Annotated in this window: 17 protein-coding genes; 8 read left to right on the top strand and 9 right to left on the bottom strand. The window is 70.3% G+C overall.

Annotation, left to right across the window (positions count from 1 at the left end; all coding sequences use genetic code 11):
• Positions 1-151 precede the first annotated feature (151 nt).
• Entirely contained in the window at positions 152-967 is an 816-nt protein-coding gene (locus tag ACIG5E_RS17640) for a site-2 protease family protein (protein ID WP_396534331.1), read from the top strand.
• A 20-nt stretch (positions 968-987) separates the two neighbouring features.
• Here ACIG5E_RS17640 and ACIG5E_RS17635 read toward each other — a convergent pair whose 3' ends face one another.
• Positions 988-1,170, bottom strand: coding sequence for a hypothetical protein (locus tag ACIG5E_RS17635; protein WP_396534330.1), 183 nt, complete (start codon positions 1,168-1,170; stop codon positions 988-990).
• Between the two features lie 119 nt (positions 1,171-1,289).
• Entirely contained in the window at positions 1,290-1,982 is a 693-nt protein-coding gene (gene npdG / locus ACIG5E_RS17630) for an NADPH-dependent F420 reductase (RefSeq protein ID WP_396534329.1), read from the bottom strand.
• A gap of 47 nt (positions 1,983-2,029) precedes the next feature.
• Between npdG and ACIG5E_RS17625 the strand changes: the two genes are divergently transcribed.
• Positions 2,030-2,647 (top strand): hypothetical protein, encoded by a 618-nt coding sequence (locus tag ACIG5E_RS17625; RefSeq protein ID WP_396534328.1) that lies wholly within the window; start codon positions 2,030-2,032, stop codon positions 2,645-2,647.
• A gap of 46 nt (positions 2,648-2,693) precedes the next feature.
• Positions 2,694-4,022 (top strand): MFS transporter, encoded by a 1,329-nt coding sequence (locus ACIG5E_RS17620; RefSeq protein ID WP_396534327.1) that lies wholly within the window; start codon positions 2,694-2,696, stop codon positions 4,020-4,022.
• Positions 4,023-4,101: 79 nt separating this feature from the next.
• Here ACIG5E_RS17620 and ACIG5E_RS17615 read toward each other — a convergent pair whose 3' ends face one another.
• Complete coding sequence (locus ACIG5E_RS17615) at positions 4,102-4,332, bottom strand: hypothetical protein (protein WP_396534326.1); 231 nt, start codon at positions 4,330-4,332, stop codon at positions 4,102-4,104.
• 106 nt (positions 4,333-4,438) lie between these two features.
• On the opposite strand from ACIG5E_RS17615, the gene map reads away from it, so the two are divergent.
• Positions 4,439-5,284, top strand: coding sequence for a type I methionyl aminopeptidase (map, locus tag ACIG5E_RS17610; protein ID WP_396534325.1), 846 nt, complete (start codon positions 4,439-4,441; stop codon positions 5,282-5,284).
• 42 nt (positions 5,285-5,326) lie between these two features.
• On the opposite strand, the gene ACIG5E_RS17605 is transcribed toward map, so the two are convergent.
• Entirely contained in the window at positions 5,327-6,025 is a 699-nt protein-coding gene (locus tag ACIG5E_RS17605) for a bifunctional DNA primase/polymerase (protein WP_396534324.1), read from the bottom strand.
• A 428-nt stretch (positions 6,026-6,453) separates the two neighbouring features.
• Here ACIG5E_RS17605 and ACIG5E_RS17600 point away from each other — a divergent pair, with 428 nt between their 5' ends.
• The gene (locus tag ACIG5E_RS17600; protein WP_396534323.1) at positions 6,454-6,672 is read left to right on the top strand and encodes a hypothetical protein; all 219 of its coding nucleotides are present in this window, start codon (positions 6,454-6,456) and stop codon (positions 6,670-6,672) included.
• Between the two features lie 44 nt (positions 6,673-6,716).
• Positions 6,717-6,926, top strand: a complete 210-nt coding sequence (locus ACIG5E_RS17595; protein ID WP_396534322.1) for a hypothetical protein — start codon at positions 6,717-6,719, stop codon at positions 6,924-6,926.
• 55 nt (positions 6,927-6,981) lie between these two features.
• On the opposite strand, the gene ACIG5E_RS17590 is transcribed toward ACIG5E_RS17595, so the two are convergent.
• Complete coding sequence (locus tag ACIG5E_RS17590; protein WP_396534321.1) at positions 6,982-7,659, bottom strand: PadR family transcriptional regulator; 678 nt, start codon at positions 7,657-7,659, stop codon at positions 6,982-6,984.
• Positions 7,660-7,815: 156 nt separating this feature from the next.
• On the opposite strand from ACIG5E_RS17590, the gene ACIG5E_RS17585 reads away from it, so the two are divergent.
• Entirely contained in the window at positions 7,816-8,214 is a 399-nt protein-coding gene (locus ACIG5E_RS17585) for an ACT domain-containing protein (protein ID WP_396534320.1), read from the top strand.
• A gap of 93 nt (positions 8,215-8,307) precedes the next feature.
• Positions 8,308-8,565, top strand: coding sequence for a Prokaryotic metallothionein (locus ACIG5E_RS17580; RefSeq protein ID WP_396534319.1), 258 nt, complete (start codon positions 8,308-8,310; stop codon positions 8,563-8,565).
• Between the two features lie 261 nt (positions 8,566-8,826).
• Here ACIG5E_RS17580 and ACIG5E_RS17575 read toward each other — a convergent pair whose 3' ends face one another.
• The 4 genes from ACIG5E_RS17575 to ACIG5E_RS17560 form a co-directional block, all read right to left on the bottom strand.
• Complete coding sequence (locus tag ACIG5E_RS17575; protein WP_396534318.1) at positions 8,827-9,525, bottom strand: SDR family oxidoreductase; 699 nt, start codon at positions 9,523-9,525, stop codon at positions 8,827-8,829.
• Positions 9,526-9,845: 320 nt separating this feature from the next.
• Positions 9,846-10,181: an alpha/beta fold hydrolase gene (locus ACIG5E_RS17570; protein WP_396534317.1), complete on the bottom strand. Its 336-nt coding sequence runs from the start codon at positions 10,179-10,181 to the stop codon at positions 9,846-9,848.
• Between the two features lie 213 nt (positions 10,182-10,394).
• The gene (locus ACIG5E_RS17565; RefSeq protein ID WP_396534316.1) at positions 10,395-11,648 is read right to left on the bottom strand and encodes a tyrosine-type recombinase/integrase; all 1,254 of its coding nucleotides are present in this window, start codon (positions 11,646-11,648) and stop codon (positions 10,395-10,397) included.
• 132 nt (positions 11,649-11,780) lie between these two features.
• Positions 11,781-12,011, bottom strand: a complete 231-nt coding sequence (locus ACIG5E_RS17560; RefSeq protein WP_396534454.1) for a helix-turn-helix domain-containing protein — start codon at positions 12,009-12,011, stop codon at positions 11,781-11,783.
• Positions 12,012-12,673: the final 662 nt, after the last annotated feature.

The raw sequence follows: 12,673 nt of genomic DNA, 5'->3' as shown, positions 1-12,673 counted from the left end.
TGTCGGCGCCCACCCCGCCCGCGCGCCCGACGGAACCGGGCGGCACCCCTCGGACGTTCACCCGGAGCGGCTTGTCCGGTCACCGGCCCGCCCGGCATGATCGACCCCAGCCCGTACCCACCGCCTTTCTCTGCACCCGGAGCACCCACAGATGACCTTCGCCGCCACGCCGCGCTCCCGCAGCGAGGACCGCCGGATCAGCCCGGTGTTCTGGGTGCTCCTCGCCACCCTGGGCACCTCCGCCTGGGCGGTGTACTCGGGCTACGGCAACGCCCGGTTCGGGGTGTTCCTGTTCGTCGTGTCGGGCTGGATGGTCTCCCTCTGCCTGCACGAGTACGCGCACGCGCGCACCGCGCTGCACGGCGGCGACATCACCGTCGGCGCCAAGGGCTACCTCACGCTCAACCCGCTGAAGTACACCAACGTGCTGCTCAGTTTCGTGCTGCCGATCGTCTTCGTGATCCTCGGCGGCATCGGCCTGCCCGGCGGCTCGGTGTGGATCGAGCGCCACCGGATCCAGGGCCGGCTCAAGCACAGCCTGATCTCGGCGGCCGGGCCGCTGGTGAACCTGGTGTTCGCGGCGGCGCTGCTGGTCCCGGTCGGCGCCGGCTGGCTGGACGGCTCGGACCTGCACGCCACCTACTACGGCTACGAGCTGAACGTCTCGCCCTTCGCCTGCGCCCTCGGCTTCCTCGGCCTGCTCCAGCTCAGCGCGGCCGTGCTGAACCTGCTGCCGGTGCCCGGCCTGGACGGCTACGGGATCATCGAGCCCTGGCTCTCCGCCAAGACCCGGCGCTCGGTCGAGCCGTTCGCGCCCTACGGCATGCTCGCCGTGTTCGCGCTGCTGTGGCAGCCCGAGGTGAACTCGTTCTTCTTTGGGATCGTCCACGGCCTGATGAGCCTGTTCGGCGTGGACACCGACTACGCGACGGTCGGCCGGTACCTGTTCAGCTTCTGGAAGAGCTAGGCCGGCCCGTTCCGAAAGAGCTAGGCCTGCTCGGCCGCCTCCGCCAGCTTCGCCCTGCGCCGGTTCATCCACAGCACGTTGCTGGCCACACCGGCCAGCGGCAGCCAGATCAGCCCGAGCCAGAAGCCCTCGACCACCGAGACCACGGCGGCCGCCAGCGCGAGGACGACGACGAGCAGGGCGAAGAGGGACGTGCGAGGCATGGCGCGGGGCTCCTAGGACCGGGTACGGACGGCCGGGTGACGGCCGCCCCCATTGTCGCCGACCTCACCTCCGGAACGGGTCCAGGGGTGAGGTCGACACGAATCCGCCGTCCCGCCGGTCACACGTCGGTGATCCGCAGGCCCGCGTGGGCCTTGTAGCGGCGGTTGACCGAGATCAGGTTGGCCACCAGGGCCTCCACCTGGTGGGCGTTGCGCAGCCGGCCGGAGTAGATGCCGCGCATGCCGGGGATCAGGCTCGCCAGCGCCCGCACCACGTCGGTGGCGGCCCGGTCGTCGCCGAGCACCATGACGTCGGTGTCGATCCGCTCCACCGACTCGTCCTGCAGCAGCACCGCCGAGAGGTGGTGGAAGGCGGCGGTGACCCGGGAGTCCGGCAGCAGGGCGGCCGCCTGCTGGGCGGCGCTGCCCTCCTCCGGCTTCAGCGCGTACGCGCCCTGCTTGTCGAAGCCGAGCGGGTTGACGCAGTCGACGACGATCTTCCCGGCCAGTTCCTCGCGCAGCGCGGTCAGGGTGGCGGCGTGGCCCTCCCACGGGACCGCGATGATCACCACGTCGCTCTCCCGGGCGACGGTCGCGTTGTCGGCGCCGCGCACACCGACGCCCAGCTCGGCGGCCGAGGCCTCGGCCCGGGCACCGTCGCGGGAGCCGATGATCACCTGCTGGCCGGCCTTGGCCAGCCGCAGGGCCAGGCCGCGCCCCTGGTCGCCGGTGCCGCCGAGGACACCGACCACCAACTGCGAGACGTCCGGCAGCTCGTGGGCCGGGTTTGTCGCTGAGTCGAGGGAAGTCATGGGCTGATCTTCCCAAATCGAAGGCCTGGCGCGACATCCTGGCCCGCATGGACGCTGTGAGAGTTTCGGCACTCCGGGAGCGGCTCGCGGGCACCGGCTGGCTGGAGGCGGTCGGCGGCTTCGCCGGTTCGCTGCGGCGCTCGGTGGACCGGCGCGGGGCCGGTGAGCTGCTGCTGGTCGGCACCGAGGCGTACGAGCCATGGCACCTGGCCGCCCATCTGGAGGACGAGGCCGCCTGGTCGGCCGTCCCCCGGCTGGCCCCCACCCTGCTGCGGCACCGCCCGCCCGCCGCCGCCCCGGCCCACCTGACGCAGGGCCTGCGGCGGCTCACCGAGGCCGGACGCGGCGCCACCGTGCTGGTGGTGGCCCCCGGGGCGGCGGGCGCGCCGCTGCTGGAGCGGGTGCAGGACGCCCGCCGGCACGGCGCGACGGTGCTCGCGCTGGACGGCGCCAGTACGGTCGCCGCCACGGGCGGGCTCGGCGACCTGGCCGGCCTCGCGCACGAGCGCCTCGTCGTGGGCACCGCCGCCGAGGAGCCCTTCGACCTCGCCCAGCACCTGGTCAGCGCCGCCGCCGGGCAACCCGTCGGCCGCCGCTCCGCTCGGGACCGGCTGGCCGAGATCGCCGGGCGGCTGACCTCGACGCCCTCGCTGAGCCGCTGGTGAAAAATCCGTTGCGGGGAGTGAACTAGCCGCCCGAGGATGGTCGTTCGTGAACGACGACGAACCACCCCATAGCGGTCGGCCGCGCACGCTGTTGCGCTCGCTGACGCCTGATCTGTCCCCGTGGCGCGCCTCGCGCGACTTCCGCTACCTGTGGACCAGCGGCTGCGTCACCAGCTTCGGCAGCTACCTGACGTACGTCGCCGTGCCGATGCAGATCAAGGAGCTCACCGACTCCTCCTTCGCGGTCGGCCTGATCGGCGCCGTCGAACTCGTTCCGCTGATCGTCTTCGGCCTCTGGGGCGGCGCCCTCGCCGACGCCCTGGACCGCCGCAAGCTGGTGTTGCGCTCCGAGGGCGCGCTCGGCCTGCTCGCCGGGCTCCTGCTGCTCAACGCCCTGCTGCCGCACCCGGTGCTCTGGCCGATCTACCTGGTCGCCGCGCTGGTCGCGGCCTGCGACGGCCTGCAGCGCCCGGCCCTGGACTCGCTGCTGCCGCGGATCGTCGCGCACCAGCACCTGACGGCCGCCTTCGCGCTCAAATCCCTGTACCACAACGTCGCTTCGGTGGCCGGGCCGACGCTGGCCGGTGTCGTGGTGGCCTTCTCCGGGGTGCAGACCGCGTACGCGCTGGACGTGCTGACCTTCGTCGTCTCACTACTGCTGCTCGTCCGGATCAAGGCGGTGCCGCCGCCTACCGGCGCCGAGCGCCCGTCCGTACGGACGGTGCTCACCGGCGTGCGGTACGCCTGGAGCCGCAAGGACCTGCTCGGCACCTACGCGATCGACACCTGCGCCATGCTGTTCGCCTTCCCGGTGGCCGTCTTCCCGTTCCTGGCCACGGAGTTGGGCGCGAACTGGGCGCTCGGCCCGATGTACGCGGCCTCCGCCGCCGGCGCCCTGCTGGTCGGCGCGACCAGCGGCTGGACGTCCCGGATCCACCGGCATGGTCGGCTGCTGGTGGTCGCCGCGGTCGGCTGGGGTGCGGCCATGACGCTGGCCGGGCTGGCCGGGAACGTCTGGGTGGTGCTGCTCGGACTGGCCCTGGCCGGCGGCGCGGACCAGATCAGCGGGATCGCCCGCTCGACCATGTGGAACCAGTCCATCCCGGACGCGGTCCGTGGCCGGATGGCCGGCGTCGAGCTGCTCAGCTACTCCGTCGGCCCCCAACTCGGCCAGCTCCGGGCCGGCACCATGGCCGGCCTGATCGGAGTCCGCGCCGCCGTCTGGACCGGCGGCCTGGCCTGCGTCGCCGCCGTCCTCGCGGTCGCCGCCACCCTCCCGAAGCTGCTCGCCCACGACGACCGCACCGACCCGCACACCGCGGCCGTCCGCGCCGAACACGCCCGCACGGACCAGCAGCCCGCCCCCGCGGTGTGACCGGCCCGGAGGGCCTCACTCACTGCGGGCCAGCGTCTCCCGCATGACGTCCTCGATCTCTCGGCGCATGATCACGGTGCTACTCCGCCCCCTCGTCCTTCGGCTTGTCGGTCCAGCGGGGGTCGTTCTGCCACTCGCGGTTGCGTTCGTCCGCGATCTGCAGGGCGTGGGCGGCCTCGTCGGGGGTGGTGTAGGGGCCGAGGCGGTCCTTGGCGGGGCACTCGGGGCCCTCCTCGACCTTGCCGTGCTTGATGCAGTAGAACCACTCGCCCGGCTGGCCGGTCGGCTTGCGGTGGAATCCGAGGGGCATGACGCTCTCCCGTCCAGAGATAGGGGTCGGTACCGATCATTCCCCGGGGCGGGCCGGTCCGCACACCACCCGGGGAGGGCGGGGACCGGCGGCTAGACTCGCCGCCATGGCTCTCGTACCCGGCATCCAGTCCCCCACCCGCAAGGTCCCGGCGAACATCGCGCGCCCCGAGTACGTCGGCAAGCCCGCGCCGACGCCGTACACCGGGCCGGAGGTGCAGACCGCCGAGACGATCGAGAAGATGCGGATCGCGGGCGGGATCGCCGCCCGGGCGATGGAGGAGGCGGCGAAGCTGATCGCCCCCGGCGTCACCACGGACGCGCTGGACGCCGTCGCCCACGCGTACATGTGCGACCACGGCGCCTACCCCTCCGACCTGGGCTACCGCGGCTTCCCCAAGTCCGTCTGCACCTCCATCAACGAGGTGATCTGCCACGGCATCCCGGACTCGACGGTGCTGCAGGACGGCGACATCGTCAACATCGACGCCACCGCGTACATCCACGGGGTGCACGGCGACCTCAACGCCACCTACCTGGTCGGCGACGTGGACGAGGAGTCCCGGCTGCTGGTCGAGCGCACCCGCGAGTCCCTCAACCGGGCGATCAAGGCGGTCAAGCCGGGCCGTCAGATCAACGTCATCGGACGGGTCATCGAGTCCTACGCCAAGCGCTTCGACTACGGCGTGGTGCGGGACTTCACCGGACACGGCATCAACACGTCGTTCCACTCCGGCCTGATCATCCCTCACTACGACAGCGAGCGGGCCACCGAGGTCATCAAGCCCGGCATGACCTTCACCATCGAGCCGATGCTCACCCTGGGCACCTACGACTACGAGATCTGGCCGGACGGCTGGACGGTCGTCACCAAGGACCGCAAGCGCACCGCCCAGTTCGAGCACACCCTGGTGGTCACGGCGGACGGCGCGGAGATCCTCACCCTGCCGTAAGCCCTGCCGCAATCCGTGCCGTGACCCTCTCCGGTGGGCGTCCTAGCCGATCAGCCACTGCTCCTCGGCGACGGCGCCCACCTCGGTACAGGCGTCCGTGAGCACGTCCAGCACCCGCAGCGGGTCCGGCAGCGGCAGTTCGGGCCCGCGCAGCCACCGCACCCGGGAGCCGTCCGGCAGCGCGGCCGGCGGGAGCAGGGTGTACGAGCCGCGGCAGTGCCAGCGCAGGCCGGGGTGCTCGGACATGGTGTCCGGGGTCGAGTCGAGCGCGCTGTCCCACCACTCGTCCTCGTCCTGCGGGGTGCCGCGGGTGGCGGTGAAGAACAGGTAGCGGTCCTCGCCGACGGCGGCGACCGGGCCCTGGACGCCCAGCGCGGTCAGCCGCTCAAGTGCCAGCCGACCGGCCTCGGCCGGGACGTCCAGCACGTCGTGCACCCGCCCGGTAGCGGTGACGAAGTTGGCCTGGGGGTCGCGGGAGAGCCAGCGGGAGAGCTGCTCGGGATCGGTGGTGGCCTGGGTCTGCCAGGCGAAGGAGACCGGGTGCTGGGCCGGGGCCGGACAGGCCACCCGGTCGCAGGAGCACCGGTAGCCGGCCGGGTGGGCGGCGGGCGCGAGGGGGAATCCGGCGCGCACGGCGCCGAGCAGCTGATCCAGTCCGGCGGCCGGATCCGTACCGTCGGGGCGGGCCCGCTGTCGGTCACGCTTCTGCCACCAGGTCGTCCACCTGCTGCCGGCTTCCATCGGGCCCCTTCCGCGCAACTGCCGTGCCTGGTGCGACACAGCGTTCGACGTACCACTCCGACGCAACGCACAGCGCCCCCCGCTGCTTCCCGGGGCAGTGCTCGGCCCTGCTGTCCGCGCCCTGCCGACCGCGGCCCGGGGTCACCGGACGGCCGACGCCCGGGTCTCGGTACGCCTGTCGCGGCAGCACGCTGTCCGCGCCGGTGACGGCCGGAGGGCACGCTGACTCGCGCCTCGCCCGGCCCGTACGGGGCCCGCTGACCCGGGGTGGAACCCGAGGGCGTACAGGAAGGATAAGGGTGCGCGGGGCCTCCCGATGACCGGGGGCGGTGCCTCTCCGGTCACACTCCGGGCACCCCGTCCTCACCGGGCCTGCGCCGCGGGGTGCTCCCGGCGTGGCCAGCGCGTGGAGGTGAGACCCTGGAGGGGTGAAGAGCGCGGACACCGAATTCGTCGGCGGCCCCCTGGACGGGAAGATCCTCCCGATCCCGCTGGGGCCGATGCTCGGCGTGCCCAAGAAGTACAAGGTCCCGGTCCCCGCGCACGGCGACTCCCCCGCGCGCACACTGGTGTACGTCCGGAGCAAGCAGGTGCGGGGGCTCAGCTGGTTCTGGCGCTACGAGTACGACGAGGCGGCCTCCGGCTGACGGTCCGCCCGCCCGTTCCCCCTTCGCCTCCCCGGGAGGTCGGCATGGCCAGGACGGTTCGGCACCCGGTACGGCACCGCAGGAGCCGCGCGCAGGCGGCCGCCCACCACAACCGGCAGGTCGCCGGGGTGACGGGGGTGCTGCTGCTGGTCGTCTCCCTCTACTCCGTGACGATCGGTCCGGACGGCTGGCTCTGGTTCGGCTGGGCGGTGCTGCTGCTCGCCTGCGCGGCCCTGTTCGCGGTCCGCCCCTGAGCAGCCGCACCGCCCTGCCCGTCGGCTCACCGGCGAACCCGGCCCCCCGTGCCGGTCAGTCATCCTCGGCGAGGATGAGGTACAGCTTCTTGCGGGCCTCGGTCAGCACCGCCAGGCCCTTGGCGCGCTGTGCCTCGGTGCCCGTCCGCATCACCTGCTGGACCGCCTGCTCGACCGCGGCGAGCGCCTGGCCGACCTCCTGGACGGCCTCCCAGTCGACCTCCCGGCCGGCCTCGGCCCACGGCTCCGCGGGCCCTGCCTCGGCCACGGCCCGGCCCGCCTCGGTGAGCGAGACCAGCCGCTTGCCGCCGACCTCCTCCGCGGTGATCAGGCCCTCCTCCTCCAGCAGTTGGAGGTTGGGGTAGATCGAGCCCGGGCTGGGCCGCCAGGCCCCGTTGGTCCGCTCGGTGATCTCGGCGATCATCTCGTAGCCGTGCATCGGCCGCTCCTGGAGCAGTGCCAGCAGCGAGGCCCGGACGTCACCGCGCCGGGCCCGGCCGCCGCGCCGCCCGTGCGGGCCGCCGCGCCGGCCGCCGTGCCCGCCGAAGCCGTGCCCGAACGGCCCGCCCATCGGCCGGCCGGGGCCGCCGCCGCCGAACGGCGGGCCGAAGCCACCGAAGGCCGGCCGCCCCTCGAAGCCCTCCCCGGGCATCCCCCGGAACTCCGGGCCCGGCCCGCGGCGCCGTCCGCCGCCGCGCGGGCCCTCTCCTCGAAATCGCATTCCTGAGCGCATGGCGCCCACCTCCTTGAGCTTCCATCTGGTTATCCGAGCCAGTCGAGTCACTGTCTCGATAGTTCGACGATATATCGGTGACTGTCGTTCGTCAACGGATTCCGACACGGCTTCACCGGGCGGCGCTGCCGCGGGCAAGCGGATACGGTGACGGGCATGGCCGGTGAACGAGACCTTGCGACCCTGCTGCGCGGGATGCGCCCGCAGCTCAACCCGGGGCGGTACGTCTACTGCACCCTCCCCGCGAAGGTGCCCGCCGGGATGCGGCCGGTGGTGACCGTCGCCGAACCCGAGGGGGTGACGGTGGTGGTCGCCCAGGAGGAGGCGGACGCCCTCGGGCTGCGCTACGAGTACGTGGCGGCCTGGATCACCCTGCAGATCCACTCCGCGCTGGAGGCCGTCGGACTGACCGCGGCCGTGGCCGGGCGGCTCGCCGAGGACGGGATCAGCTGCAACGTGGTGGCCGGCTTCCACCACGACCACCTGTTCGTCGCCGCCGACGACGCCGACCGCGCCGTCCGGGCCCTGGAGGAGCTCTCCGCCCGCTCCGCCTGACGGTCCCGCCGGGTGGCCGCCGCCGACCGACCCTTCGACACTGGAAGGGAGCCGCCCCGCCAGGGCCGGCCCCACCGGAAGGAGACGGCCGCCATGGCCATCTGCGTCACCTGCGGCAACGACTACTGGCTCGCCTTCGAGATCAAGACGGTCACCGGCAACACCTACACCTTCGACAGCTTCGAGTGCGCGATGGAGAAGCTCGCCCCCCGCTGCGAACAGTGCAACGTCCGCATCGTCGGCCACGGCGTCGAGGTGGCCGGAATGTTCTTCTGCTGCGCCAACTGCGCCCGCGTCAACGGCGGCCTCGGCGAACAGATCCGCGACGCCGTCGGCTCCCGCCCCGCCTGAACCGGGCCGTCGAGGCCCATCGACGCACGAAGGCCCTCCGGCCCGTGCTTGGGTTCTAGGAGTCGTTGCAACACCCCAGTTCGGGGGATGCATTGGACTTCGAGATCCGCAAGGACCGGACGGCTCAGGGGCCTACCACGCTCTACGGGCACGGCTTCCCGGGCGGCCGGAGGTGCACGTGGTCCACGAAACGGCCTACCAGGCCCCCTACGTCAAAGGCCGCGGCGAACTGCGCCGCGAACCGGTGACCGCCGAACGAGATCAGTTGACCTGGCCGACAGGCCGCACGATGAGGTGGTTGATGTCCACGCCTCCAGGTTGATTGATGGCGAAGAGGATCGTTTCGGCGACCTGTTCGGCGGTCAGTGCCGGTGCTGCCTCGGGGCAGCCGCCACGCTCGTCCCAGAACGGGGTGTCCACCACTCCCGGGGCAACGAGGGTGACGCCGACGCTGTCTTTGGCCACCAATTGCCGGACGTTCTCGACCAGGGCGTGCGTGGCCCACTTGGTGACGGAGTACAGGTTGCCGGGCGTGTTCCTGGTTCCCGCGACCGAACCGACGATCACGATCCGGCCCTTGGACTCCCTGAGGTGCGGCAGTGCCTCACGCACCAGCAGAGCCGGGCCGAGGACGTTGGTGAGAACCATGGCACGCATCGCCTGAGGGTCGTGGTCCTCCAGGGTGCCGGGCAGGGAGAACCCGGCGTTGGCGATCACCGTGTCCAACCGGCCCCAGACGCCCGCGACATGACTCACAGCGGAGGCGACGTGGTTCTCGTCACTGGCGTCGCCGCTAATGGTCAACAGCCGCTCCCCCGCTCCGGCTGAGGCAGCGAATGCGGCCAGCCGATCGGCATCGCGGCCGGTAATCGCCACGAAGTGACCTTGCTTGAGCAGGGCACGGGCAGCGGCCGCACCGATTCCGCTCGAACCACCTGTGATCAACGTGACGGGTTCCATGGGGCGGCCTCCTCATTGATGGCGGCATCGCCGACGTGTCAGGGCCCGAGGTGTTGATCAGCCGACCGACGCGCGAGCCGTGAACCACGCCAAGTTGCCGCCGAGTCCCAGGATGCCGTGACAGACGAAAAGGCGGTTGTGCGGTCGGTCGGAGGACACCTCAGTCATGCCATCGACGATCAGCTGCTGTAGTTGACCCCCGATGTTACTACCGTTACTACGCCACAGGGGTGTTGTGACCTGTGGTCTTGGCAGGGCGTGTGCTGGTGCTGGTGGGGCGCGGTAGGTTCTGGGTCGTGAAGCCCGTCGCGCAGTCGCGGTCAGGACTCGGCTTCCACGCGGTCGAGCCATTCGAGCATCAGCGTGTTGAACAGGTGCGGCTGCTCGATCTGCAGGTTGTGGCCGGCGACGTCGAGCACCGCGAAGCTGGCCCGCGGATAGTGTGCGAGCAGCGCGAACTGGTCGAGGTAGCCGAAGAATTCGTCCTGGCGGCCGGTCAGGATCAAGGTCGGGCGTGCGAACGGCTCGTTGCCCTCTGGATGCTCGCTCAGCCGCCAGTTGTTCCGGATTCGAGCCAGCGCCTCGGTGTTGGCGGCATCGAGCCCGACGAGGATCTCCTCGCGGAAGCGACGTGCGGTCTCGGGGGACTGCAGCACCGCAAGGTCCGCGAACTCCTTGGCGATGCGCGGTTCAATCCTGAGGAAACTGAACCTGCAGGTCAGACCGCTTGTCGCAATCTGACCTGCAGGGCGACGGAAGAGTCGGCCTGTACGCCGGGTTCAGGCCCTTCCAGTGTCGATCATGTCTTGACCTGCGTGTTTGCATGATCTTTTCGGCTTTTCTCGCCCCCGGGGACTTCTCGGGGACTTTCAGTCGACGGCGGTGAACCATGCCTCGATGGCGGAGAGTCCCCGAGCTCCGGCCTGGGGCATGAAGTGGGTGTAGGTGCGCAGCGTGAAGGCCGGGTCGGAGTGTCCGAGCCAGTTCGCCAGCGAGACGATCGACTCGCCCGCCTCGAGCATCACCGAGGCGTACGTATGCCTCAGCACATGGAAGCCGTGTTCCCGGCTCGGCTCCCAGACCCGGGTTGCCTTCTCCCCGGGGTTCCGCTTCGGGAGGGGCGGGATCACCCCTGCCACGGCGAGCGCCGGCTTCCAGGTCTTCGTGTTCCAGGTGGTGCGGTTGATCGCCCCGTGTCGCGTCGTGGTGACCAGCAGCGGGACGGTCACCATGCGCCGCTTCTCGCGGGGGAGGTCCGGCTCCTCTGGGTCAAGCCATGGCAAGGTCACGAGGACGGGCTTCAGCCGCTCCTGATGCGCCTGCAACCGCTTGGCAAGAGCAGCTGTCAGCGGCACATCGCGCTCCTTGCCGCCCTTCGGCGGGCCGAAGTAGAGCTGCGACCGGTGCCGCAGGATCTGTCGTTCGATGTGTATCGAGTCGCCCCGGACGTCCTCCGGGCTGAACGCGAACGCCTCACCCTGACGCAGCCCACACCCAACACCCAGGTCGAGCGCGATCTGATAGCGGTCGGAGAGCCCCCGACGTACAGCATCCACACGCGGCTGATCCCATGACCGCGCCTTCCGCTCCGGCTTCTTCGGCGGCTTGATGCTGCTGTTGCCCTTGCAGGGGTTACGAAAGAGTCGCTTGTCCTCAACCGCAGCCTGCATAATCGCCTTCAGGTAGATCCAGGCGACGTGTGCCGTGCCGGCTCCGACCGTGCGCTGCACATCGGCGGACCACTTTCGGAGTTCGGCAGTGCCGATATCCCGCAGCTCGGTTTCACCGAGGTGCGGCAACAGCTGTCCCCAGATCCGATAGCGCATGCTCTCCAACGTCTGCGCCGGGTGGACCTGCGACGGCCACCAGTGCTTCTCGACATACTCACGGAAGGTGATCTCACCGTCGCGGGCGTCTACGAACTCGCCCCGGCGCGAGTCGGTTTGAGCTTCGGCGAGCCATGCCTTGGCATCCGCGACCGTGTCGAATGAGCGATCCTGAACGCCTGGGATCCCCTTCACCCGGTAGCGAGTGCGCTTCCCCCAGAGTTCGGTGCGCTCACGCTTGCCCGTCTCCTTGCTGGGCCGCTTCTTCAGCCACCGGTCCTCGATGTAGCCCGCCACTCGTGTTCCCCTCGCTGTTCCGCGCTCTCCGAACGCGGCCACCATTTGATCGGTATGGACACAGACGACTATCGGCCGCAGGAACTTCCCGATCCCACAGGTCGAATTTCTGAGTTCCCGTCAGGTCGCCGATCACGCAGGTCCACGAGAGCGGGGCGCTGTGTTCAGCGGGTTGAGGGCCGGGTTCGACCGGGAGTCTGCCTTCTCCTGTCCTGCCAACCAGGCATCAAGAAGCTCCCGGCGATACATCACTCGCCCACCGGGCCCCATCCGAAAGCTGGGCGGCCCTTGCCGCCGATGACGCCAGACGTACAGGGTATTGACCGAGATTCCCAGGTACTTCGCCGCATCCTGGACGGTCATGAATGCGGCCTCGACGGCGCGCTCCGACTTGTTTCGCATCTTCTCTCCGGGGTCAACGCCGCCTGGGGCGGCCATGCGGATCCCTCACCACCCGTGCCGCAGAATCACGCGCGGACACAGCTGGCGAGCAGGATCAGCATCCGGAAAATCGCCGGTTTGGTTGGGCCGTCATGTTGTGATAGGCGGCTGACGCTCACTCAACGAACGTCTTGACGACAGCGCCAACTAACCGGAGCCAGATGGGATCGGTGGTCAAGTGGGGTCGAATCCACCCCAGAAAGATTCGATGAGATCACGCCGAAAGCCCTGACCATGACCTCACCACGCTCGTGTCGTGGTCAACCCGGGGACTTATTCCTGCCAACTGCAGCCACTCAGGACAGGGGCCGGTGCCGGCGACATGACCACAGCCTCTCAATGCTGGGGAGGACGTGATCCCGGATCGCTGACGGCAGACAGGAACGACTGGAAGATCTGATCGGGAGCATGCCAATCTACCGGTGGCTGCGAACCCGCACAGTCCACCTAACGCGAACATCTCCTTCTCTGCGGTCTCCAATCGCCCACCTACTGACCTCGGCGCTTCAAGGTGATTGGCCTGTTTGTGTAGCTGACTGACGGTCATCTGCGCGCTATGCCGTTGGTATGCGTTATGCGGATGG

Source organism: Kitasatospora sp. NPDC053057, from assembly GCF_044546945.1.
In the GTDB taxonomy this organism is placed as follows: Bacteria; Actinomycetota; Actinomycetes; order Streptomycetales; family Streptomycetaceae; genus Kitasatospora.
The sequence above is the reverse complement of the archived record's forward strand: the minus strand, read 5'-3'. Positions and strand labels throughout refer to the sequence as shown.